The sequence below is a fragment of the Streptomyces sp. NPDC046900 genome (genome assembly GCF_040644975.1).
GTDB lineage: Bacteria > Actinomycetota > Actinomycetes > Streptomycetales > Streptomycetaceae > Streptomyces.
The window spans coordinates 73,696-97,294 of sequence record NZ_JBEYXD010000027.1 but is presented as its reverse complement, the minus strand read 5'-3'; the positions used below and the strand labels follow the sequence as shown (position 1 = coordinate 97,294).

The window sequence follows — 23,599 nt, the reverse complement described above, 5'->3', positions numbered from 1 at the left end:
CCTATCGTAACGTTTCCCGAGGTCAGGGGCTCGGCCGGGACATCGATGTCCAGGAGCATGTGCGCTCGCCGCGGGATCCGGCCGCGGGCTCCGCGGTGGCTGCGTCCAAGGGCTGAACGGTCCGGCTTACATCCGGACTGGTCACCGCCCGGCGCACGGTGGGGGGCTCACGTGGTGTCAGCGGCCGGGGAACCGCTGCGTGATCTCCTGGAGCACCCAGCCGTTGCCGTCCGGGTCGCTGAAAGTGGCGAAGGAGCCATAGGAGGCCCGGTCGGGGTGCAGGCCGGCACGTCGCCCCTGGCCCTGGACCTGGTGGGTGACCTCGCCGGCCTCGTGACTGTGGAAGAGGAGTCCCCCGGCGTCGTGGAAGACCTCGCTCACCTCGATGCCGCGTCCGACGAGCTCGGCGCGGGCCTCCTCGATGTCGGAGACGATGAGGTACAGGCCCTGGGACGAGCCGGGGGCGGCGGAGGTGAGCCCCTTGCCGAAAATGATCGAGCACTCGGAGCCGGGCGGGGTGAAGTGCACCGCACGCCAGTCCTCACTGGCGGCCTTGTCGAGATCCAGACGGAATCCCGCCTTCTCGTAGAACGCCTTGGCCCGATCGACGTCGGACACGGGCAGCACGATAAGTTCGAGTTTCGTATACATATAGGGGTCCTTCTTTCTTGATTTCGGTGAATCTCGCAGCCGCGAGTCACCGGTTCCATGGGTGTCCGAGGACGCCAGAGCAAGACCCGCCGCCCACTGGTCCGAGGAGAGAATCTGGATGCCGACTATCTAGATTCAAGAGAAAATGCGACCGCGACCCACGCCCTTCGCTTCCTGATGGTCAATCCCTTCAGGAGCACGATGACGGGCGCCTGCACCGCAGGGCGACGTAGGAGACGCCGACCGTGAAGGGCTTGTTCGCCGACCCACTCCGCGACCGAGCTCGGCCCAGTCGTCGAGGCCGTTGAGCCGCACCTCCACAGCAGCTCGAACGCCCTTCCCACCCGGATCCTGAGAGCGGCGGGCAGTCGGCGACCACCACCAGAAGTGCCCGCGCGGCACTCTCAGGACGGGAAAAGGGCTGCGACGGGACTCGCCGCGGAGCGTTCATCATGGTTATGACCGTAAGCGGTTAGCCCGCAACATGCAACCGCCCCCCGCGCCGAGCTCGAAGGATGGACAGCGGCGGCGCATCGGACAGTGCAGGGAGCGGAACTCAACTACCCCGCGTGCGTGGGCCATTGATCCCGACAGCGAGCAATCCGACGTCAAACCGGATGGATGTCCGGCAGGCCGGACAGCAACGGGCGGTGCCACTGCTCGTTCATTTCCTTACGCCGGCGCGTGAGCACGGTGACTTCGTCGACGAACAACGTGGTCCCATACGGCGTCTGGAAGTCGTCGACTCAGGCGCGGCATCGGCACGGGCCACTCGGCGGAGGATCGGCCGGGGCGGCCCCGGTCTCAGCCCTCGCCACGGGTGGGCGGCGGCCGACCGTCGGCCGCTTCCCCGACTCGTCCGCGCGATCGCCGACGTCGCGATCTTTCGTGAGAACGCCTCTCCGTCACCGGGGACATCCCGTCCGTCGACGGCGGTCAGCGCACGGGCACGGAACCGGCACCTCAGGCAACGGAGGCTGATGAGCGGCATCCTCCACGACCTCGGCATGAGCACGCCACTGTTGGCCGCGCTCATGGCCGGGCGCGCAAGCCGAGTCCGCTGGATGCGGCCGCAGGCGCGACGGGCTGGGATGCATCCCCTCCCCTACGTCTCCGCCGAGACCCGCGCGGCCACGAGCGCAGCCCTGCATGCGGACGGTCTGTCCGTTCGGCGTGAACTCAGACGCTCCCACTCCCCCGCCGTACTCGCGGCAGACACAAGGGCATAGCTCAACGCCCAGAGCTACGTCCGACGCCAAGGCCCGTGCGCCCGGCGAACGGGCCATGGCCACGCTCAGAACCTCGGGGCTCCTGCCGAAGCAGCGATGCAGCCCCACCCGGGTCCCCTTGCCGTCGGTCATCGCCGCCCCACGACGTGCCGGGACGACGGTCATCCAGACTGTCACCACATCGGACGATGCATCCGCCACCGCACCCGTCGGTCCCCCGTCCCGACCTGGGCGCCCGCACCAAGCACGCCGTGTTGATCCCGATCACTGCGATCGGCGGGATGACCACCACCGCCGACATCGCGACCGAGCGCACCCCAGGGCGCGCGACCCTGATCGAGACCCTCTTGCTACGCACTGACAAAGCGACACCTCGACGGCCCAGAAGACGGTTCTCCTCAATCCGCAGCGGCACTGCACTACGATCAGCCACCTTCAGGCGCCCCCCCGCGGGCTGGACGCGACTACTTCACCATCCGGTTCGGCAGAGTGGCACCGCTGGATCACCCGGCGAGCGTCTCCAGGCTCCGCCCCGCGCCCAAGGAGATACCTCACCGGGAAGAAGATTGCTACCGTAATGGTTTCAGAGGTAACGCCGAGATGGTTTAGCCTTCCTTCGAGTAAGGAGGCCCACGATGCTCCCGCGCACGACCGAGCGCAGCCCATTGACTCAGCCGACGGCGGCTGATGTCGTCTTGCAATTCGTCAACACGCACCCCGCAGGCCCCCACCGGCTGACAGAGCGCTTCGAAAGTGCCCAGACCATGCACGCATGGCTCCTGGAAAACGCCATGACCTCGCAGACCACCCGCGTGACGGAGGCCGACGCAGCCACCGCACGGGAACTGCGCGGGGCCTTGATCACCGTGCTGCTGGCTCACTCCGGCGACAAGGACGTCACACCCGAGGTACTGACTCAGGCGGAGGAGCACCTCCGCGATGCCGCGTCCCGGTATCCGCTGGTGACGGTCATCTCCGCCTCGGGAGCATCCCTGGTGACCGCGCAGACCGGCGTCCACGGTCTGTTCGGCACCGTATTGGCAAACGCGACCGAACTCGCCCAAGCGGGCGTGTGGGACAGGTTGCGGGCGTGCCGGCACCAGCCGTGTCACTTCTGCTTTTTCGATCGGACGCGGAACAGCTCCGCCGTCTACTGCGGCCCCAAATGCGGCTCGCGGGCGTCCATGCGGGCCTACCGGCAGAGGAAGAAGGACCTGGCTGCCACAACGCCGACCTGACCCCGCTCATCGCCAGTGACGACGTGCACCACGGAATTCGAATCCTGGTACTCCAACCGTAAATCGCGATCTTGCTTGTGGCGCCTACAGACATGGGGCCGAGCGATATCGGAGGCCACAATTGTCACGGTAGACGGCCACCGTGTACCACCTGTGTCGGGCGGGTGGTACACGAAATGTCTGGCTGCCAGCCCGTTGTATGGCCGATGTCTTATGTCGGTGGATCCTCGATTTTGAGCTTGTCCCCCGTGTTGGTGATGAAGATGACCAGCAGCTTCGCTGGCTTTGTCCGGCTGGTGTTCTCCGTGAGCACGTGGTGGGCACCCGGCGGTTCGACCCAGTTCTGGCCTTGGTGGTATGTACGCACCGGCTCGCCGGCGAGCTGGCTACGCACAGTGCCCTCGAGCACGTAGGCGTAGACGAAAGCCGCGCCGTGCCGATGCGGCAGCGCATGTGAATTGGGGGGGAAGTCCACGACCGCCGAGGTGAACGTCTTGCCCTTGACATTCGGAAGTGGCTGTTCAAATACGGGCGACAGCGTCTCGGTCGGGCGTGGGGAAGCCACGGCAGCGGCCGGCGCCGCTGCCGCCGTTGCGGTCGCACGGTCTACTGCGGGGGAGCATGCGGTGACTGTGGCCGTTATGCCGGCAGCCACAAGGCCGCCGGCAATCCGCATTCCGATCATGATTACTCTCCTTTCTCTGCCTTCGGTCACCTGGATGATCGTCTTGCCGGGGGTGAGCCGGTCAGGGCGGAGGTCGGGAGCGCGGCGGCCACGATATGGCCGACGCCCGCCGGAACCGGAGCGAGGTTGCGCGCCTCGACGGGGGTGTACTCGGCCAGTGAGCCGTTGCCGATCCAGTCGGTCAGTCCGAACACCCGCTGGCGGCGGTGATGCCGGTGGTTCCGTACCCCAGCTCGACGACGACACCCGACAGCCCATGCCCGGACACGACCCGCGTCCGGTCGCGGCCGACGCGATCGGACCACGTACCCGGCCAATCCAGCCCTCCAGGGGTGAACCCCGCGGCGTGAACCCGCACGATGACATCGTTCTCGGCCGCGTCAGCGAGCGTTTTGTAGCCCCACCAGTTCAAAGGGGTGCTCGCAGTGGGCTTGCTGGTGGCGACTGCTAGTGAGGTGCTCCGTGGCACGCGGGCAACGGAATTGGGCAAGTCGCCGGGCACCTACCGCCCCAAGACCTGAACAGCCCGCCGCAATTCGTGATCAGCCCTCGACGCTTCAGCCTGGCCCTGTCGACCCGACAGACCACCACGCAGTGATGAGACCCCGAAACGACGAAGCCCCTGGACAGGACGCCAGGGGCCTGGGACACGGGCAGGCTGCGTTTCACTCGTACTCGCGAAGCAGATCCTCGATACGTCGGCCGCCGGACAGCAAGTCCCTTACGCCGATGAGTCGCCCACCCCGCAGGGGGGCGGCACATCACGATGCTGTGGTTACAGCGACCGCTCTATCTTCTGCTCCTCGACCTGCTCTTCCGCTTTGGTCTTCTCGTCGCGGACTGTGTACCTCGCCTGGGGCGACTCACCCTGGATACGCCGGATCTCGCCGGTGTGCCTCTGGTTGTCCTGCCCCTGGTACTCCACACGATCGCCCTTGTTGAACTGCGACACTGTCTTCACCTTTCGAAGCTGAATTGCACGGGTTCGCCTGTCTGAAGTGCGAAACCCGCCGCGCATCCGCTCTGAGCGCGGGGCGCAGTGTCATGACACCGCGACTCATCCGCCGCAGCGACCGCTATGGACCGAACGGGTAACACCGTCCACGTTTGCTGGCTAGCGCTGCTCCAAATGGCCAACCGTAGGTGACAATCAGCCGCTCACCTGCGGCGTTCTCGCTACGACTGGCCATCGAGAGCTGACGGTCACAGCAATGCAGCCGCACAAAGGCCTAGTTCCAGGCCACAAACAGGGTGCTGGCGAGATCGCCGCCGCTCGCGACGCCGGCGGAGACGGACCCCGCGGACTGGAAGCACTTGTCTGACTCGGCGGGTCCCCGCGCGGCGATTACGCCGAGGTCGCCGAGCGGACAGCACGCAACAACACAGCCCCTGGCCGTCTTACCTGGTCAGGGGCCGTTCACCTGCGCGGTGGGGGTGGGATTCGAACCCACGGTGGCTCGCGTCACGACGGTTTTCAAGATTGTTTCAGGTATTGGCTCGTCCATGACGCTTCCGCCATGTTCCGACGAAGAGCGGCACCGACAACAGGAGCAGGGCGCCTTCGACGGCCAGGCTGACCAGCCCGAGCGGTTCGGTCCAATTGCCGATGTCGTCGCTGTAGTCGGGCAGTCCCGGCCCCCTGGACAGGATGTAGCCCAGCAAGGGGCCGGCGGCGACCCCGACTGCCAGTAGCCATCCCAGTCGGACGAGGCCGCCGAGGAGCAGCACGGCAGTGACCACGGCCGCGATCTCCAAGACGTGGTAGGCGACGCCGATGTAGTAGGGGTCCCTTGTTGCTGTGATACCGCCTTGGTCGACGACATGGATGGCAGCCACCACGAGGGACAGCAGGGCTCCCGCCCACCTGGCCACCCAGGTAGCCCCCGGCACCGCCGCGGTGTGGTGTGACATGCGGAGGCACCTCTTTCTTCTTCGTCAGCGCCGCTGCGGTGTCGCGATTCCATCCACGTGCTGGCTCCTGAACAGACGGCGCGTCTCTGTATCAGGTCCCAGCCTCAGCGGGCGGCTTGACGTCGCCCCCGACGGTGCGGAGGAGTGACGTTGGGTGAACGTTGGCTGATGCGGCACTAGCGTCCGTCTTCAAACGGTTCTTGCCCAGAGTAGGCACGACGCGAGCGCGACCGCCGCTTCGCAGGAGGTGGCGGTCTTGTCGTATCTGGTGGCGATGCCGCGGAAGCCCTTGAGGCGGTTGAAACAGCGACCGACGATGTTGCGGCGGCGGTAGCTCCCCCGGTCGAACCCTGGCGGCCGCCCGCCACGCCGACCACGGTAGCGCCGGTGCCACTGCTGGTCGGTCTTCTCCGGGATGGTGTGCGCGATGCCGCGTTTACGCAGGTAGGCGCGCAAGCCACGGGAGCTGTGCGAGCAGTGGCCCGAACGCCGCTTCGCCGTCGAAGGCTCTCGCGGCCTGGGCCGAACCCTCACCCAGCAGCTGGCCGCCGCAGGCGAGATCGTGGTCGATGTGCCCTCCACCCTGTCGGCCCGGGCCCGGCTCCTGGCCACCGGCGGCGGCCGCAGGACTGACGCCAACGATGCCCGCCACGCCGCCCAGGTCGCCCTGTTCCGCCACGACTTGAGGGGCGTCGACCCCGAGGACCGGACCACGATCCTGCGGCTGTTGACCGAGCGGCACGACCGACCTGGTCCAAGAACGCACCCGCGTTCTGTACCGGCTCCACGCCGTGCTGCGCGACTTGCTGCCCGGAGGTGCACCCACCGGACTGTCCGCCGACAAGGCCACCGCCGCTGTTAAGGCCATCCGGCCCGTGACGGCCACCGACGCCTGCCGCCGCGACATAGCCCGCGACCTGTTGTCCGACCTGCGACGGCTGGACCGGCAGGTCAAGGACAACGAAGCCGAGATGCGGGACGCGTTCGCCGCAACCCGCACCACGCTGTCGGCCTCGCCGGGTCTGGGCACCGTGCCGGCCGCCAAGGTCATCGGCCGCGTCGGAGACGTCAGCCGCTTCCGACCGAGCACCACTTCGCCGACTACACCTGCAGCGCACCCCTGGACGCCTCGAGCGGTGATTGTCGGCGGGATGATCGGTTCGAATGCCGGCCCGCTCAGATGCAGTCCGCCGACGAGGGCATGGAGCCGGTCGACCTGGGTGAGGCGCAGGGCGTGTCGAACGATGTTGACTGCGCCGGCGTGGCCGCAGCCGCTCAGCACCACCAGTCCGTGCCCCCGGAGGTTCACGACGACGGCCTGATCGTCGATGATTTTCGCGTCGTGTGCCCACCGCTCGCCCGTCCACGCCTCATGACTGGGCGGCATGCCCCGTTCGAACTCAGTTGTCCTGTCGACTTCACCAGTGATCAGTACGCTCTCATCGAGGAGCAGGGAGGGTACGCGCCGTTCCACCACGTCGAATCCCTCCTGGCGCAGAGCCTTCTTGCTGACGGTGGGAAACGGCTGGACCTCCGAACCCGGGAGCACCACGCGACGGCGAGTCCACACCTCGGGATGTACGAGCATCGGCATTGTTGAGGCGCGCCGGCGTCGCGCGAGCCCGGCCAGACCTCCGGCGTGGTCGAAGTGGCCGTGACTGAGCACGACCGCTTGGAGATCGTCGAAGCGCACTCCGAGCCGGTCGGCGTTGACGACCATTCCTGTCGGCGAGAGCCCGGCGTCGAACAACAGCGAGCTGGTGTGTCCGAGCCGCTTGATCGTGACCAGCGCGGAGAAGCCGTGCTCGGCGACGAGGCCGACGAAGCTCTCGCCCTCCTCGAAGTGCGGCGCCGGCTTGACACCGACGCTGAATGGGGCACGGCGCGTGCGCTCATCGCCGCCCAGCAGAGCGTCGTAGACGTTGTCGACCAGAATCGTGATCTCGACCTCGTCGACCGGTTCAAGATGAATGGGGTCCACCGCGGGCCCGAAGGCGGGACGAGGCGTAGCACTGGCCGCTTCGGCGGCGGTACCTGTAGCAAGACACATGTGATCAGCTTTCTGCCGATTGTTCGGCTTGTTCGTCGCCGATGAGCCGCCCACGACTATTGACGCGGACCTCACTGCTTTGGCCCGATCAGCCGGGTTGCCGTGACGGCCGCGAGGGGGCAATGGCATCGCCACAACCACCACAGTGGTTTTGAGCGGGCGCACGCTGCCGGGACACCGACCGGACGGGCTGCGCACCAAGGCGGCCGACCGGGCTCTGTCGCTGCTTTCGAGGCCGCCCGGCCCACGGCGATGCTGCGCTGCTCATCGATGCGGGCGGAATCAGGGACAGCTGCTCGCGCCCCTCGGCAGCCAGGACCTACTGCCCGAAGGCCGTCTTGTAGCGTTCGACGAAGGCTTCGACGAGGCCCTGTGCTGCCGTGTTCTTCCTGCGCAATCGCATCGGATCCGCCCTCACGGGCGGAACCCGGCCGCCTCTGTCGGGCGATGCCTTGGTGAGCCTCGCCGAAATGGGCGAAGCCGGTGCCTATTCCTCCCCGGCCCTCGCGGTCGGGGCGACGACCTCGATCAGTCCGGTCTCGACGTCGTAGACAAGCCCTGTCACGAGGCCTGCGGGCATCCTGGTCTTGAGCACCTCCTTGAGGACCCCGACGTCGAGCCGGACGGCGGCGACCGGGTCCATGACGGCTTTCCCGTCCACCGCCTCGACGGGGATGTCGAAGTCGTTCGCGAGCATTTCGGGGAACGCCGCGATGTCCCTGATGCCGCAATCGGTGTGCTGCATGACCACGATGTGCGTGCCTGCGGGGCGGTCGCCGGAGTGGGCCTCCCTGACCTTCGCGAGCATGAGCAGGGTGCGGAACACGGCCGGGTTGACGCGTCCGCCCACGTTGCGGATCACCGTGACCTCGCCGAGGTCGAGCTCGAGCACGTGGCTCGGATCGACACGGGAGTCGACGCACCCGATGACCATCAGGTTGCCGCTGCCCAGGATGTGCAGTCCCTCATGCGCGCCACGGGCGGCGAACGCGGCGTTCCGGCTGACAAGATCCTCTGTATCGATCATTTTGGTTTCCTCAACGGTGCTGTGGGGATCGAATATATAGGAGCATATACTCATATTTGCGGGATGTAAGCACCACGAAGGGGGAACTGCATCTCTTCCGGCAGCCTGACCATGGTGTTCGCGGTGTACGCGCTGTTCCTGCTGCTCGCGCTGATCACCGCGGGGGGTTCGTCCGACTTCCTGGGCCGCAAGCCTGTGATCATCGACTCGGTGCCGCTGGAGGCCGCATCGATGTTGCTGTTCGCCGAGGCCCGCGGGGTCTGCCGGCTGCTCGCCGCGCGCGCCGTCCAGGGCCTGGCCACCGGCGCGGCGACCGGCCCGCCGGCCGCCGCGCTGGTGGAACTGCAGCCGCGGCGCGTTCCTGGACTCGGCGCGCTGGTGAACAGCGCCGCGTCCAGCGGGGGCCGGCCATCGGCGCGTTCGGCTCCGGCCTGCTGGTGCAGTACGCGCCGGCGCCGCGCGTGCCGGTGTTCGCGCTGCTGCTGACTGGCTTCCTGGCCGCGGCGGTGGCGCTGATACCCGAAACCGCCGAGGGCCGCTCGGGGGCGCTCGCCTCACTCCAGCCTCGGGCCCGGGTGCCGCACCAGGCCCGGACGGGCTTCGTGGCCGCCCTGCCCGGCCTGGTCGCGGTCTTGGCTCTCGGCGGCCTCTACCCCGCCATCGCCCCCTCACTCGCGGTCGGCGTGCTGCACATCACCAACCATCTCAACGCTCTGCGTTGAGGTGGGCACCGTGATCGGCCTCACCGTGAACGTCCCGGCTGAGACGGCGATTGTCATCGCTGCCGTTGGATGGCAGGTCACCGTGCACGTCCATAGGTAACACGGCTCCACGTGCGACGCGTCTGGCCCCCGCCGCCCGTGGGACGTCTGGGAGAAGATCTCATGCGGAGGCTTGCGAGGCGGGCATCAGCCATCCACCCCCAACGGCGTGGGATCCCGGAGCCGGGGGCCAAACGGGGGGCCAAATGTGGCAGTCGACCATGACCGTCTCGGACTGAAGTGGACGGTGCTGTGGACGGCAAGCACAGAGTTCAGTAGAGCGCGGTGCCGCGGGTCTGGGCACGGAATTGGACCGGGGTTCGTCCTTCCCGTCGTCGGAAGAACTTGGTGAAGTCGGTTGCTTCCATGAAGCCCAGCTGCGCACCGATGGTGATCGATGGTGCGTCGGTGTGGACGAGGAGGCGTTTGGCCTCCAGGAGAATGCGCGCGTCCAGGTACTGCTTCGCGGTTTGGCCGGTCGCTTCGGCGCAGGCGCGGGTGAGCGTGCGCACGCTGTAGCCGAGGTCCGTCGCGTAGTCCGCCACGCGGTGCCTGCGGGCGAAGTCCCGCTCCACGGCCGCGTGGAAGCGGTGGAAGGCGTCGCCACCCGCGGCCGGGGACGGAGAGGGAGGGTGGACGCCGGACAGTTGTAGCAGGAGTACGGCCAGCAGGTGCCGCAGCACCTCGACATGCACTTCCAGTGGCAATGAGCCCAAGTCGTCGTACTGCGAAGTGAGGTGACGCAGTGCGAGGTTCACCGCTCGGGCGTGTGGCCCTTCGGGGCGTAGCGGGGAAGCGTCCAGTGGCGTTTCCCTCGGGAGGAAGCCGGGCTGCCAGAGGATGTGGGTGCCCTGTGCCCGGGCGAGCCCCTCGGCGGAGTGCTGGAGCACCTGGCCCGCGCGCACCCAGAGCCATTGGCCTGCGTCCAGGGTGTGGCGCGTGAAGTCCACCGTGTGTTCCAGCGTGCCGGTGCGGACGTGGACGAGGCGGTGGAAGGACGGCCTGATGGGGGCGCCCAGTTCGATACCGCGGCGCCGGACGCGGTCTCGCAGCTCCGTGAAGGGCAGCACGTCCATGCCGATCGGCGCTCCCAGTGAGGGCCGGTACGGAAGATCGATGATCGAGACTTGACCGATTTTCCCCATGGCCAGTCGCAAGCGTACCGCTGGACGTGCGCAGACGCCGCCTACGGTCGATCGCAGGCGACCGGAAAGGGAGACGGGGATGCGTCTGATCGTGGGAATGACCGGAGCGACCGGAGCGATCTTCGGTATCCGACTGCTGGAGGTGCTGGCGGAGCTGCCCGACGTGGAGACGCATCTGGTGCTCTCCCGCTGGGCCCGGACCACCATCGAGCTGGAGACCGGCCGCACTGCCCGCGAGGTGGCCGAGCTGGCCGACGCGGTGCACCAGCCCGAGGACCAGGGCGCCACCATTTCCTCCGGCTCGTTCCGCACGGACGGCATGGTGGTCGTGCCGTGCTCGATGAAGACGCTCGCCGGCATCCGGGCCGGGTACGCCGACGGCCTGGTCGGCCGGGCCGCCGACGTGGTGCTGAAGGAGCGTCGCCGGCTCGTGCTCGTCCCCCGCGAAACGCCGCTGAGCGAGATCCACCTGGAGAACATGCTCGACCTGGCCCGCAAGGGCGTGCAGATCGTCCCGCCGATGCCGGCCTTCTACAACCACCCGGCCTCGCTGGACGACATGGTCGACCACATCACCGCCCGCATCCTCGACCAGTTCGAGCTTCCCGCACCAGCGGCCAAGCGCTGGGAAGGCATGCGCACCGCCCGCCGCACGCCCCGAGCCGCCTGAAACCGCACCCCCTCTTGGAGATCCACATGCCTTACGACGACCTTCGCTCCTTCCTCGCCGTCCTGGAGAAGGAGGGTCAGCTGCTGCGCGTCACCGACGAAGTGTTGCCCGAGCCCGACCTGGCTGCCGCGGCCAACGCCGCCTGCCAGCTCGGCGAGGACGCGCCCGCCCTGTACTTCGACAACGTCAAGGGCTTCACCGACGCCCGCATCGCCCTGAACCTGCACGGCTCCTGGCGCAACCACGCCCTCGCGCTAGGACTGCCCAAGGAGACCTCCACCAAGGACCAGGTCGAGGAGTTCGCCCGCCGCTGGGACGCCTTCCCGATCGCCCCAGAGCGCCGCGAGGACGCGCCCTGGCGGGTGAACACCATGGAAGGGGACGACATCGACCTCTTCGAGGTGCTTCCGCTCTTCCGCCTCAACGAGGGCGACGGCGGCTTCTACCTGGACAAGGCCGCGGTCGTCTCCCGCGACCCGGAGGACCCGGACAACTTCGACAAGCAAAACGTCGGCGTCTACCGCATGGAGGTCGTCGGACGAAACCGCCTGGCCATCCAACCCGTCCCGGTCCACGACCTCGCCCTGCACCTGCGCGCGGCGGAGGAGCGCGGCGAGGACCTGCCCATCGCGATCACCCTGGGCAACGACCCGGTCATCAGCATCGTGGCCGGCACGCCGATGGCCTACGACCAGTCCGAATACGAGTTGGCCGGCGCCCTGCGCGGCGCCCCCGCGCCGATCGCCACCGCACCGCTCACCGGTCTCGACGTGCCCTGGGGATCCGAGGTCGTCATCGAAGGCGTCATCGAGTCGCGAGTGCGTCAGTACGAAGGCCCCTTCGGCGAGTTCACCGGCCACTACTCGGGCGGCCGACGCATGCCGGTCGTCCGCATCGACCGCATCTCCTACCGCACCGCCCCGATCTTCGAATCGCTCTACCTCGGCAAGCCGTGGACGGAGATCGACTACCTCCTCGGCCCCAACACGTGCGTCCCGCTGCTCAACCAGCTGCGCGCGGAGTTTCCCGAAGTCCAGGCCGTCAACGCCATGTACACCCACGGCCTGCTGGTCATCATCTCGCTCAGGCAGCGCTACGGCGGCTTCGCCAAGGCGGTCGGCATGCGCGCGATGACCACCCCGCACGGACTCGGCTTCGTCAGCCAGGTGATCCTCGTCGACGAGGACGTGGACCCCTTCAACCTGCCACAGGTGATGTGGGCCCAGTCCGCCAAGGTCAACCCCCGCGAGGACGTCGTGATCATCCCCCACCTGTCGGTCGTGCCGCTGGCCCCGGCCGGCGAGCCGTCCGGGATGACCAGCAAGATGATCATCGACGCCACCACCCCCGTCGCACCGGACGTTCGGGGCAACTTCGAAACCCCCGTCAAGGACGTGCCCGAGGCCAAGGAATGGGCCACCCGTCTGCGGACCCTCCTCGCGACACGCTGACCCCGACTCCCGCCCACCACCACGAACACCGACAAGCCACAGGAACCGATCATGATCTGCCCCCGCTGCGCCCACGACACCGTCGAAACCATCACCACCTCACCCGTCCCCGGCATCTGGGACGTCCTGCAGTGCACGCGCTGCCTGTACATGTGGCGAACCAGTGAGCCTGCCTCCCGGACCAGCCGCGACGCTTACCCGCAGGAGTTCCGAGTCACCGCCGAGGACATCGACCGAGCCATCGAGGTCCCGACCGTGCCGCCACTGCGCACCACTGCCTGAGCACCGGGGGTCGAACTCGGAGCACGTCAGGTAGTTCGTGCAAGTCCGTGGTCTGGGAGGCCGACCGGGGCCCGGCTGAGAGCTCTGGCTCAGCTGAGCCGGCCGCCGATCCTGGCGGTCCGAACCAGGGGCCATGATCACTCGCGCCGAGGCAGCTCCAGCCCAAAGCCGCTACGCCGCCCTTGTAGGACGCTGCATCACCGAAGAGTGGTCTTGCCGAGGGGTCCGCAGAGAGGGTTGGTGGGGACGCGGGCGCCGTCAGGTGCGTCGGATGACCAGCACGGCCACGTCGTCGAGGTGGTCGACCGCGACCGCGGTGTCCAGGATGCGGTCGGCGGTCTCCTCGGCGTTCAGTCCGTCGTGGACGGCTTGGGCGGCAAGTGTTCCGGTTCGTTCCAGTCCGGCTTCCAGCGTGAGGTCGGGTCCTTCGACCAGGCCGTCGGTGACCATGACCAGTGCGCTGTCCTCGTCCAGGATGAAGGTCTCCCCGCGGTACTCGGTGCCGGGCACGACTCCGAGGACTGGCCCGCCCGGCAGCTCGAGGACGTCGTGACTGCCGTCGCTGTGCGCGCACAGCACCGGCACGTGGCCGGCGCTGGTGCCGGTGACCCGTCCGTCGTGCGGGTCGACACGCAGGATGGTGCAGCTGGCGAATCGTGCGGGGTCCATCGTGACGAGCAGCTTGTTGGTGCGGGTCAGCACGGTTTCCGGATCCGGTTCCTGGTCGGCGATCGCACGCATGAACGAGCGGACCTGTCCCATGCGGGCGGCGGCGTCCACGTCGTGCCCCTCGACGTCGCCGATCTCCAGGGCGATCGCGCCGTCGGGCAGTATGAAGGCGTCGTACCAGTCTCCGCCGATGTCCAGCCCGTCCCGGCTGGGCTGGTAGCGGGCGGCAACCTCCAGGCCCGGGAGGTGCTCGGGCAGCGTGGGGAGCATGGTCTGTTGCAGTGCGGTGGCCAGCTCGACGCGTGCCTGCTGCAGTCTGATGCGTCGCAGCGCCTGGCCGGCCAGATCGGCCAGGGTACCCATGAGGGTCCGCTCGTCCAGGGTCGGCCTGTATCGCCTGTGGTTGGTCACCAGCCACGCCCCGAGCGGCTGGTTGCCGGTCTCGCTGAGGGGGGTGATCGAGATGGCGTAGTCGGAGCCGAGTCGGGCGAGGTGCGGATATTCGGCCGCGTCCGGCCAGCGGCGGATGTAGTCCTTCCGGTCGAGGATGCACTGCGGCTCGCCGGTGCGGATCGCCTCTGGCAGCGGGGTGGGATGGTTCAGCGGCATGCCATGGAAGGCCTCGACCTCGCACATGCCTATCCCGGCGTCGGTGGAGATGCTCAGGCGGCCGTCGTCGACGAGTGCGATCAGGGCACCCCTGGCGCCGAAGGTCGCGGCGAGCCGCGTCAGGACGACCTGCCGCAGTTCCTGCTCGGTGGCTGCGGAGATCAAGGCGGAGGAGAATTCGGCGATTTCCTTGGCGCGCTGTCGCTCGGCGGTCAGTGCGGCCTGCGCCTTCTTTTGGCGCTTTTCCTGCTTGGTGTCGTCGCGGACCACCCCGAAGACCCGCTCGGGGCCTTCGTACCCGAGCCGGATCCGACGCGTCTGGGCGGCCAGGTGGTGCCAGCCGTCGTGCGGGGCGAGGTACCGCAGCTTCACCCAGGGGGACTGGGCGGAGGGCGAGCGCAGCAGCTGCCGGAAGGCCTCCCGGTCGTCCGGGTGCACTGCGGAAATCACTCTGGAAAGTGGCGCAGTGAGATCCGGCGAAGTCGTGACCAGGGCGGGGCCGCCGAGCCACTCCAGCTGATCCCTCTGGGGTGAATACATCCACAGGCCGAGGTCGGCGGCCGCGGTGGCCAGCCGGAACGGGATCAACAGGCTGGCCAGGTCGTTGCGCGCATCCAATGCGTGCAGCCAGACCAGCTGCTCGCCACCGGCAGGATCCTTCACTTGCCGCGCCTCGATCAAGCAGACAACCGATTCTCCGTCCCGCCCAGGGAACTCCAGCACCCGCATCGCGACCGTCTTCGTCCTGGCGCCGGCCACCACGAGACAGTCGGCCGACATCCGCTGGCTTGCGGGCCACAGATCTCCGAATGCATGTCCCAGGCACTGATCCGTCGGTCTGCCCAGCAATTTGGCCATCGCCACGTTAAGGCTGCGGATGGCACCGTCAAGCGTCAGCAGAGCCGCCGGGTCAGCCGTTCGAAGGAGTTCGTCCGAGGCATCCATCCGGGCTCCCTGGCACATACCAAAGCATCCTCTTCACCCGTACTGGCATATTTTGTCACGATGTCTCGATCAAGGGTGTGCCTCACCGCCTGCGTCGAGTGACGACGGCAGGGAACCCGCTGGGAACGGTGGGCGGCGGCCCGTGAAGATACGATCAACTCACCTGGAAAGCCGAGAGCCAGAGGCGATCCATAGAGCTGATCTCGTCATCGACCCAGATGAATGGCCGGCGGTTGGCCCACTGGACAAGGTGGCGGGTCTTCCAGTGCAGGCCGCGCGGGCTGTCGTCGGCACAGGCGTCCGGCCACTCCACAACGGGCAGCCTTGGCAGTCCGATGTATGGGGTGACGGCCTCGTTCGCGTCATCCGTCCAGGTGGAGGCCCACACGAGCTGACAGCCCAGAGCCACTAGGGCCTGTCCGGCGGATCTTGTGACCGTTCGTGGGTTGGCTCGTTGGCATGGCCATGGGGCGGGGAGATCTCACGAATGAGGAGTGGGCCCGACGGAAGCCGCATCTGCCCGAGTCCGGGGCCGCGTGGGGGGCGTTGGGTCAGTCATCGCAGGATCATCAACGGGATCCTGTATCGACAGCGCACGGGGGTTCCCTGGCGGGATCTGCCTGTGCGTTTCGGTCCGTGGAAGACCGTCTACGAGCGGCATGGGCGGTGGTCGGCGGACGGCACGTGGGACAAGATCTTCGCGGCCGTGCTGGCCGACGCTGATGCCGAGGGCCGTATCGCCTGGTCGATGGTGAGCGTGGACTCCGCGTCCTGCCGGAGTCATCAGCATGCGGCGGGAGCGCGCAGGAGACGTCCGCGGGTGCCGGGAAAAGAAGCACGCCCCCGGCACCACCGCCCAGACGAGGGACTCGGACGCTCCCGGGGCGGCCTGACCTGCAAGATCCACCTGGCCGGTGAAGGCGGACGCCGCCCGCTGGCGCTGCTGATCACGCCGGGCCAGTGGGGCGATGCCCCGCAGCTCATCCCGGTCATGGAACGCATCCGTGTCCCCCGCCCGGGCGGCGGGCATCCGCGCACCCGGCCCGACCACCTGGGCGGCGATAAGGCGTATTCCTCCCGGCGCAACCGCCGCTACCTGCGACGTCGCCAGATCAAGCACACCATTCCCGAGCCCCGAGATCAGCGGGCCCAGCGCAAAAGACGCGGCAGCAGGGGCGGACGGCCCGCCGGCTTCGACAAGACGATCTACAAACGCAGGAACGAAGTGGAGCGGACGATCAACGCGTTGAAGAACTTCCGGGCCGTGGCCACACGCTTCGACAAACGCGCCTACGTCTTCCACGGGACCGTCACCCTCGCCTCGATCCGGCTCTGGCTCCGCCCATGATCAGCCGGACAGGCCCTAGGCCTGCCCGGCGAGGGGATGCCTTCACGTCTCAGCGCGGCGGAACTTACGGTTTGTGGGTTACCCAGAGCAGTTCCGCCGGCCAGCGGTGTGCCCAGTCGGGTGGGTCGGTTTCGTTGTAGCCGTTGGGTGTTCCGAGTTCGGGCCGCGGCTCGATGAGGTCGTCGATGATGAGACCCGCGCCGCGCAGGACCTTGACCCAGTCGCCGTAGGTGAGCTGATAGCTGGTCGCGCCGTCGTCTTCGGCGATGGTGTTCAGCCCGAAGTAGTCCTGCTGCAGCGTCGTGGTCACGCGGCTGGCGGCTTCGTCGTAGCAAGCTTCGAACCATGGGCTGGCGACGTTGAACACCAGGCGCCCGCCTCGGCCCAAGACGCGTGCGGCCTGCGGGACGGCCAGGTGCGGGGGCGCCCAGCTGAGCCCACCGAAGTCGCAGAACACCAGGTCGAAGCTGTCGGCGGCGAAGGGGAGTTGTTCGGCGGCGCCTTGCACTAGCGGGTAGCGGGCCGTTCCCATCGCGCGGGCCGCTGCGGCGAGTTGGGCTTCGGACAGGTCGAGCCCGACCACGGTGGCGCCCTCGGCGGCGAGCGCCCTGGACCACTGGCCGGCGCCGCAGCCGAGTTCGAGGACGCGCTTGCCGGTGACGTCGCCCAGGGCGTGCAGGTGCGCGTCGGGGATGGAGTACATGCCCCACAGCCGGGGTGTGGCGCCGATCTGCGGGTCGTGCTCGTGCTGGTAGGCGCTGCTGATCTGGTTCCAAAGCCGCCGGTTGGCGGGGATGCTGTCCACGTGCCGACTCCAGCACTGCCTGCCGGGGGCGGTCAACACGATTAGGCCACTGGCCGGCCCTCGCCTCGGTCCGACCCTGGCTCGGCCCATGATCCGCCGGACGAGCCCTAGCCGCGGCCCAAGGCCGGGGTCGAGCCGTCCCGGCAGCGCGTTCCCTTGGTCAGGGAGTCGGGGGTGGAAGCCACAGCAGCCCACCGCATCTGAGCTGGTCAGGGCCGTGGGCCGTGGGCTTCATCAGGACCGCTGGTCAGCGGAAGGGCTGATCTGTAGACCCGGTTCAGCGGCATAGCCCCATGACGGTGTCGTCAAAGTCGGGAAACGCCTGTGCGGCCTGCGCGATGATCGCCGGTGCCGATGCTTGGCAGCCCGGGGCGTACTGCTGCGCGATGGCCGCCAGCTCCTCATTGGTCTGAGGAGCCCAATCGGGCTCGGGCTCGTGCGCGGTGGCGGCCTCCCAGGGGCCGAAACCGTCAGCCAGGAGCCACAGGAACGCACCGAGGTCGCGGGCAACGACTCCGGTCTCCCCTTCGGAGCCCAGAAAGACCACGGGCTGCATCGCCAACTCCCGACCCGGGTGGACCAGCCAGAACGCCGCGCACCCACCGGTGCCGTCCTGGCCGAAGACTCGGAAGGCGTCGCCATCCAGGCCGCCGTTGCCCGTCCACGCACGGAACCAGTCCGTCGTCGCGTCGGCGCTCAGGAAGGACTCATAGGGTTCGAAGTCCACACCGTCCTCGCCGATACAGTCGAGCCGAACCGCCATGGCAGCGGCGAGTGCGGCGGGGAACTGACGGTCTTCCTGCGGGATCATGCGACCAGAGTAGCGATCACCCTGGGCTCGGCAGCACCGCTCGTCGCACGACTGTCCACGGCATCTAACATCCACCGCTGACCGTGAGGATGGTGATGGCGTCGTCCGGGGGGTCTGACCCGCCATCTGACCGACGCATGCTGTCCTGTTGTCCGGGTGCTGAGTCTCCACCGACCGTGGGTAAGCCACCGGACCGGTCAATCGCTTTCGGCTTCCACGCCCTCGTAGCTCTCGAACCAATGGGTATCGAAGTCACGGGCGGTCGAGAAGGGCTGCCGCGGGTCGGTGAGCAGACGGTAGACGTACTCCGCGGTCGAGCCGTCGAACCGGTACCAGGTGCTGCGGTCCTCCAACGTCGCGAGGATGGGCCATCTGTCCGGATCGGATCCCTCGGTGAGCCAGTAGAAGTCGTCCCGTTGCTCGCTACCCGCCCACTGCAGTAGCCCGCCCGGAGCCGGGTACAGCTGGTACGGCTCCCACGAGTTGCTGTTGTGCGCTTCGGTCCACTGGGCCCACCACTCGTTGAACTCGACGATATCGATGCTCCCCAGCGGGCCGCCGGGCAGAAAGAGTCCGAGGTAGTCGTCGAAGGCGCCGTACCCGAACCGCTCGGCAAGGCGCTTGTAGTCACCGGGCAGCACGGTCCCAAGCCGGGCCTCGGCCTCCGCCCAGTTCACCACCCACGCCCGGTCTGCCGGCCACCCCGTGACGGCGACAACCCGGTCCACCCAGGAGGCACCCTCCGGCAGTCCGTCCGGTACCTTGTCCGGTGACGGTGCGGCCCGCTCGGCGACGAGCACCACCAGCCGTACGCCGTCACCGGCACGGACCGTCCCGCAGCCGATCCACCAGCTGCCGCACGTCCAGGCGCGCATTTCGACCAGTTGTTCCCCAAAAGGTGGCAGGAGCGGCAGCCCGGTCTGCTCAGTCACCGTGGGATCGACATATCCGCCCGCGGCGAGGTTGCGTAGCTGCCCGTACCGGTCGCCGAGCTCCTTGATGAGCACGGGCAGGCTGGTTTCTTCGGAAGCCGTCAGGCACACATGCCCCGCCGGGTGCCTGGCCTGGTCGCACACCAACTCCTGCCCGTCCGGCCGGACCAAGGAGTCAACGGCCGCGAGCAGTTCCTGTTTGTCCATGGCCGGACAGTGAAACACAGGCCGCGGACAACGAGCCGGACTCGGCGATCGAGCCAGTGCTGTACAGCAGCGAATGACAGCAACCGACCTCGTCCGGTGATGCCCTCCGGAGGCCATGACCCGGCCGCTATGACCGCCAGTCGGCACCAGGCTCCGCCATTGCCGCTACGTAATGACTTCACCAAGCTTCCTTGAAATCGAAACCACGCAGCTTGTTAGGTAAGGCTTACCTCCTCTAGTTTCTGGCGCGTCCCCGCACGTCAGACCAGAGAGCCCCACATGTCCAGCGCGAATATCACTCTGCTCGGCGCCATCGCAGGCTTCACCATCTACCTCGGCCTCCCCATCGGCCGCCTGCGCACGCCCACACCCCGTCTCAAGGCGGGTCTGAACGCCGTGGCCATCGGCATCCTGGTCTTCCTCGTGTGGGACGTCCTGACCCACGCCTGGGAGCCGGTCGACGAGGCCCTGAGCAAGCACGAGTGGGGCACGGTCGCCTCCGGGGCTGTCACCCTGGCGGCCGGCCTGACAATCGGGCTGGCGGGACTGGTGCACTACGACGCCTGGATCACCCGCCGCCGGACCGCCGCCGCACGCCCCGCCGGGCCCGGTGCCGCCGTCACCGCCGAGCTGGCCCCCAAGACCCGCAGCCAGGCCGGCTCGCTCGCCCTGATGATCGCGACCGGCATCGGCCTGCACAACTTCGCCGAGGGCCTGGCCATCGGCAACTCCGCCGCGAAGGGCGAGCTCTCCCTCGCCGTGCTGCTGATCATCGGGTTCGGCCTGCACAACGCCACCGAAGGCTTCGGCATCGTGGCCCCCCTGGCCGCAGAGGGCGAACGCCCGTCCTGGCTCACCCTGCTGTGGCTCGGCCTGATCGGCGGCGGCCCCACCTTCCTCGGCACGCTCGTCGGCCAGCACCTCGTCAACGACACCCTCTCGATCGCCTTCCTCGGCCTCGCCGCCGGTTCGATCCTCTACGTGGTCATCGAACTTCTGGCGGTGGCACGCAAGGCCGGGTTGAAGACGCTCACCACCTGGTGCATCCTTCTCGGCCTGCTGCTCGGGTTCGCCACGGACGCCGTCGTCACGGCCGCAGGCGCCTGAATCGACCAGCAGGACGAGGGGCACCCAAACGCGGCTCTGCTCGGGACGCACACGGGTCCCAGGTAATGACGCGATAGGACAAGTTGAAGAGCGGCTGGTTGCTGTACAGCAGCGTCGTACAGCAACCACCGCACACCAAGGTGACCGCCAATAGCCCCCGACGACCGCCCGACCGGCTTCCCGGACCGTAATGTCCGTCCAGCCGATAGTTCGGGACGGAACGCCGGCCAACGTTGGCGACTCTCCTCCCCGCGCTCTCTGACGAAGTCCCTGACTGCAACTTCACGTCGACTTCCAGCGACTGGAATGTCAGATTCTGATTCAAGAATTGTTCAAGTGCCGGATGCTTCCTTCCGCTCGTGATCGGGTCGCCTGTGACGGCTGTATCACTGCCCGTGTGGGAGGACTTGGTGTCAGCACCAACCCGTAAGAGACGATGGCTCACGATCTGCGCCATCACCGCATCCGCCGGACTCGTCGCGATACCCGCGAGTGCCACGCCCGGCAAGCATCACAGCAGCCCCTTCGGGACCCGTACACTCGCACAACTTGCCTCTGAGCGCGAGCAGTCGCCTGGTGGCGTCACCCCCAAGGCGAAGGCGGACGACGGAGACGACGGCAACGAGGCCGACGAGATCGCCGAGGGCGCAGACCAGTACGCCGAGGCCCGCACCTCGCCCGGCATCGTGGCCCCGGGCGCGTACGGCGCCGCCTGGCGCAGCCTGTCCAGCCTCCCGAGCTCCGGTGGCCATTGGCGGAACGTCACCAATCTGCCGTACGACTCCGACGACCCGCGCTACCGCGACATCGACTCCAACTCCAGCGGTGGTTCGGGTTATGTCACCGGCCGTATGGCCGCCATGGCCGCCGATGACGACGGGTACGTGTACGCAGGCAGCGCGGGCGGCGGGGTCTGGCGGTCGCGGACCGGAGGCGGGCACTGGCAGCCGATCAGCGACCGGCTGCCCTCGCAGTCCACCGGCGCGCTCACGCTCGACGGGGCGGGCCGCCTGTGGCTCGGCACCGGCGAGGCGACGACCAACGCGGACGCGTACCTGGGCAGTGGCGTGTACGTCCTGTCGAACCCGCATCACGGCACCTTCTCCACCCGCAGCCGGGTCGGCGGGGACGAGCTGGAGAGCACCACCATCCACGAACTGCGCTTCGGCGGCGGCAAGGTGTGGGCGGCCACCAGCGAGGGCGTGTGGAGCCACTCCGCGAAGAAGCTCAGCGGAGCCTGGAAGCTGGAGTTCGCGCCCAACCCCGACTACATGCCGGGTGGTTCACAGGCCCACGACTCCTCGGCCGCGTACAAGAACATCGCCAACGACATCGCGATCGACCCGAAGGACCCCTCCAAGGTGGTCCTGGCGGTCGGCTGGCGCAGCGGCGACGACTACAACGGCTTCTACACCAAGGTGAACGGCACCTGGACGCGGATCACCAGCGGCCTGGGCGACCTGCCGGCGGACCCGGACAACGTCGGCAACGTCACCTTCGCCCGGTCCGCCGACGGCTCGCGCTACTACGCGATCGACCAGTCGCCGGAGCAGCTCAACACCAACCCGGACAGCGGTCTGGAGGGCATCTACGTCTCCAAGTCGGGCTCTCCCACTGGCCCGTGGACGAAGATTGCCGACTACAAGGGTCTGGCAGCCGACGGCTCGGCGCTGACCTCCAGCGGCTACATGCCGGGTGTCCAGGCCTGGTACAACCAGTTCCTGACCGTCGACCCGAGCGACCCGCAGCACGTGTACGCGGGACTCGAGGAGGTCTACGAGACCAAGGACGGCGGCAGCAACTGGTCGACCGTCGGGCCCTACTGGAACTTCGGCTTCTCCTGCTGGAGCATCGACCCCGCCAAGCAGACGGGCGACTGCAACCCGACCACCCACTCCGACCAGCACGGCGTGGCGATCGGCAGCTACCGCGGCAAGAGCTTTGTGTACGTGGGCAACGACGGTGGCGCCTACAAGCGGCCGGTCAACGGCTCCCAGGACTCCTCCGGGCACGCCACCGACTGGACCTCGCTCAACGACGGCACCATCGACACCCTCCAGTACTACTCGGTGGGCATCGGCAAGGACCTGGACCACGGCGGAGTCTCCGTCACCGGTGGGCTGCAGGACAACGGGCAGTCCATCCTGCGCAGCAACGACAAGGTGATGGGCTCCAACTTCGGCGGTGACGGCGGCGACACCCTCACCGATCCCGCCAACGGCTGCAACATCGCCCAGGAATACGTCTACCTCGCTCTGCAGGTGACCCAGAACTGCGCCGTCAACGACGGCTCCTGGATCACCGACCCCAGCAAGGCCACGTCGTACAACATCGCCCCGGCCGACAACGCCACGGGCGAGGCCCGCTTCATCGCTCCGATCGGGGCCGACCTGAAGAACAGCTCGACCTGGGTCGCGGGCGGCCGTCATGTGTGGGTGCAGACCCATGGCTACGCCATCCGCAGCGGTTCGGAGTGGAAGAGCGTGTACGACCTGGGCGCCGGCCGTACCGCGACGGCCGTCGCGGCTTCGGGTGGCAAGGTCTACGCGGCCTGGTGCGGCCCGTGCAACGACCAGGGCTTCGCCCGCGGCATCTCGGTCGGCAATGCGGACGGCACCGGCTGGCACGACATCTCCCTGCCCGTGGACGGCACGGTCCCCAACCGCTACCTCAGCGGCTTCGCCGTCGATCCGAAGAACGCCGACCACGTCTTCCTCGCGGTCAACGGCTTCTCCCGGCACTGGACCGAGGGCCCCGGCGCCGGCGTCGGCCACGTCTTCGAATCCAAGGACGGCGGTACGACCTGGAAGGACATCTCGGCGAACCTTCCCGACGTGCCGACCAACTCCGCGGTCGTCACGGCGAACGGCGGCCTCGCCGTCGCCACCGACCTGGGGGTCGTCTACCGCGCGCCGGGCCAGACGAAGTGGCAGCGCGTCGGCTCCCTGCCGGCCGTCGCCGTGCTCCAGCTGAAGCTGGGCCCTGACGGCCAGACCCTGTACGCGGCCACGCACGGTCGCGGTATCTACACCATCAAGGTGCGTGGCCGCGGCTGACACCCGTGTA

20 protein-coding genes and 3 pseudogenes are annotated in these 23,599 nt (G+C 67.9%); 9 read left to right on the top strand and 14 right to left on the bottom strand.

Annotated elements, in window-relative coordinates:
• Positions 1–177 precede the first annotated feature (177 nt).
• On the bottom strand, positions 178–651 hold the full coding sequence (locus tag ABZ904_RS25265) for a VOC family protein (RefSeq protein ID WP_359410650.1): 474 nt from the start codon (positions 649–651) through the stop codon (positions 178–180).
• A 1,864-nt stretch (positions 652–2,515) separates the two neighbouring features.
• Between ABZ904_RS25265 and ABZ904_RS25260 the strand changes: the two genes are divergently transcribed.
• Positions 2,516–3,118 (top strand): ABATE domain-containing protein, encoded by a 603-nt coding sequence (locus tag ABZ904_RS25260; RefSeq protein WP_361825599.1) that lies wholly within the window; start codon positions 2,516–2,518, stop codon positions 3,116–3,118.
• 211 nt (positions 3,119–3,329) lie between these two features.
• On the opposite strand, the gene ABZ904_RS25255 is transcribed toward ABZ904_RS25260, so the two are convergent.
• The 7 genes and pseudogenes from ABZ904_RS25255 to ABZ904_RS25225 form a co-directional block, all read right to left on the bottom strand.
• Entirely contained in the window at positions 3,330–3,803 is a 474-nt protein-coding gene (locus ABZ904_RS25255) for a cupin domain-containing protein (RefSeq protein WP_361825597.1), read from the bottom strand.
• Between the two features lie 62 nt (positions 3,804–3,865).
• Positions 3,866–4,215 (bottom strand): annotated as a pseudogene (locus ABZ904_RS25250) (NADP-dependent oxidoreductase); the annotation flags it as partial.
• Between the two features lie 363 nt (positions 4,216–4,578).
• Positions 4,579–4,755, bottom strand: a complete 177-nt coding sequence (locus ABZ904_RS25245; RefSeq protein WP_359410653.1) for a hypothetical protein — start codon at positions 4,753–4,755, stop codon at positions 4,579–4,581.
• 533 nt (positions 4,756–5,288) lie between these two features.
• Positions 5,289–5,714 carry a hypothetical protein gene (locus ABZ904_RS25240; RefSeq protein ID WP_361825595.1) on the bottom strand — a complete coding sequence of 142 codons (426 nt, stop codon included), beginning with the start codon at positions 5,712–5,714 and terminating at the stop codon, positions 5,289–5,291.
• 189 nt (positions 5,715–5,903) lie between these two features.
• Positions 5,904–6,059: pseudogene (locus ABZ904_RS25235) on the bottom strand (IS5/IS1182 family transposase); the annotation flags it as partial.
• A gap of 91 nt (positions 6,060–6,150) precedes the next feature.
• A complete protein-coding gene (locus ABZ904_RS25230) occupies positions 6,151–7,695 on the bottom strand; it encodes an MBL fold metallo-hydrolase (RefSeq protein WP_361825593.1) in 1,545 nt (514 codons plus the stop codon).
• A gap of 556 nt (positions 7,696–8,251) precedes the next feature.
• Positions 8,252–8,791: a carbonic anhydrase gene (locus ABZ904_RS25225; RefSeq protein ID WP_359410693.1), complete on the bottom strand. Its 540-nt coding sequence runs from the start codon at positions 8,789–8,791 to the stop codon at positions 8,252–8,254.
• A gap of 111 nt (positions 8,792–8,902) precedes the next feature.
• On the opposite strand from ABZ904_RS25225, the gene ABZ904_RS25220 reads away from it, so the two are divergent.
• Positions 8,903–9,277 (top strand): hypothetical protein, encoded by a 375-nt coding sequence (locus ABZ904_RS25220; RefSeq protein ID WP_359410694.1) that lies wholly within the window; start codon positions 8,903–8,905, stop codon positions 9,275–9,277.
• The gene (locus tag ABZ904_RS25215) at positions 9,253–9,513 is read left to right on the top strand and encodes a hypothetical protein (protein WP_361825591.1); all 261 of its coding nucleotides are present in this window, start codon (positions 9,253–9,255) and stop codon (positions 9,511–9,513) included. Before ABZ904_RS25220 ends, ABZ904_RS25215 begins: the two co-directional genes overlap by 25 nt.
• Before the next feature lie 311 nt (positions 9,514–9,824).
• Here ABZ904_RS25215 and ABZ904_RS25210 read toward each other — a convergent pair whose 3' ends face one another.
• Complete coding sequence (locus tag ABZ904_RS25210) at positions 9,825–10,697, bottom strand: AraC family transcriptional regulator (protein WP_361825589.1); 873 nt, start codon at positions 10,695–10,697, stop codon at positions 9,825–9,827.
• Positions 10,698–10,776: 79 nt separating this feature from the next.
• Between ABZ904_RS25210 and ABZ904_RS25205 the strand changes: the two genes are divergently transcribed.
• The 3 genes from ABZ904_RS25205 to ABZ904_RS25195 are packed head-to-tail and all read left to right on the top strand — an operon-like array spanning position 10,777 to position 13,100.
• Entirely contained in the window at positions 10,777–11,367 is a 591-nt protein-coding gene (locus ABZ904_RS25205) for a non-oxidative hydroxyarylic acid decarboxylases subunit B (protein ID WP_359410697.1), read from the top strand.
• Between the two features lie 26 nt (positions 11,368–11,393).
• Entirely contained in the window at positions 11,394–12,818 is a 1,425-nt protein-coding gene (locus ABZ904_RS25200) for a non-oxidative hydroxyarylic acid decarboxylases subunit C (RefSeq protein ID WP_361825586.1), read from the top strand.
• Positions 12,819–12,869: 51 nt separating this feature from the next.
• Entirely contained in the window at positions 12,870–13,100 is a 231-nt protein-coding gene (locus ABZ904_RS25195; protein ID WP_359410699.1) for a non-oxidative hydroxyarylic acid decarboxylases subunit D, read from the top strand.
• A 258-nt stretch (positions 13,101–13,358) separates the two neighbouring features.
• On the opposite strand, the gene ABZ904_RS25190 is transcribed toward ABZ904_RS25195, so the two are convergent.
• Both ABZ904_RS25190 and ABZ904_RS25185 read right to left on the bottom strand, forming a co-directional pair.
• Positions 13,359–15,323, bottom strand: coding sequence for a SpoIIE family protein phosphatase (locus tag ABZ904_RS25190; RefSeq protein ID WP_360998813.1), 1,965 nt, complete (start codon positions 15,321–15,323; stop codon positions 13,359–13,361).
• A gap of 169 nt (positions 15,324–15,492) precedes the next feature.
• A pseudogene (locus tag ABZ904_RS25185) lies at positions 15,493–15,735 on the bottom strand (hypothetical protein); the annotation flags it as partial.
• A gap of 53 nt (positions 15,736–15,788) precedes the next feature.
• On the opposite strand from ABZ904_RS25185, the gene ABZ904_RS25180 reads away from it, so the two are divergent.
• Positions 15,789–16,671, top strand: a protein-coding gene (locus ABZ904_RS25180) for an IS5 family transposase (RefSeq protein ID WP_360998834.1) whose coding sequence is annotated in 2 segments (ribosomal slippage) — positions 15,789–15,857 and positions 15,859–16,671 — 882 coding nt in all. Because the reading frame shifts where the segments join, the coding sequence is not laid out codon by codon here.
• Between the two features lie 64 nt (positions 16,672–16,735).
• Here ABZ904_RS25180 and ABZ904_RS25175 read toward each other — a convergent pair.
• The 3 genes from ABZ904_RS25175 to ABZ904_RS25165 form a co-directional block, all read right to left on the bottom strand.
• Positions 16,736–17,476: a class I SAM-dependent methyltransferase gene (locus tag ABZ904_RS25175; RefSeq protein WP_359399622.1), complete on the bottom strand. Its 741-nt coding sequence runs from the start codon at positions 17,474–17,476 to the stop codon at positions 16,736–16,738.
• Positions 17,477–17,753: 277 nt separating this feature from the next.
• Positions 17,754–18,287, bottom strand: a complete 534-nt coding sequence (locus ABZ904_RS25170) for an SMI1/KNR4 family protein (RefSeq protein ID WP_359399620.1) — start codon at positions 18,285–18,287, stop codon at positions 17,754–17,756.
• A gap of 197 nt (positions 18,288–18,484) precedes the next feature.
• A complete protein-coding gene (locus ABZ904_RS25165) occupies positions 18,485–19,426 on the bottom strand; it encodes an SMI1/KNR4 family protein (RefSeq protein WP_361825584.1) in 942 nt (313 codons plus the stop codon).
• A gap of 279 nt (positions 19,427–19,705) precedes the next feature.
• Between ABZ904_RS25165 and ABZ904_RS25160 the strand changes: the two genes are divergently transcribed.
• The gene (locus tag ABZ904_RS25160) at positions 19,706–20,533 is read left to right on the top strand and encodes a ZIP family metal transporter (protein ID WP_361825582.1); all 828 of its coding nucleotides are present in this window, start codon (positions 19,706–19,708) and stop codon (positions 20,531–20,533) included.
• Positions 20,534–20,943: 410 nt separating this feature from the next.
• Positions 20,944–23,589 (top strand): glycosyl hydrolase, encoded by a 2,646-nt coding sequence (locus ABZ904_RS25155; RefSeq protein ID WP_359399614.1) that lies wholly within the window; start codon positions 20,944–20,946, stop codon positions 23,587–23,589.
• Positions 23,590–23,599: the final 10 nt, after the last annotated feature.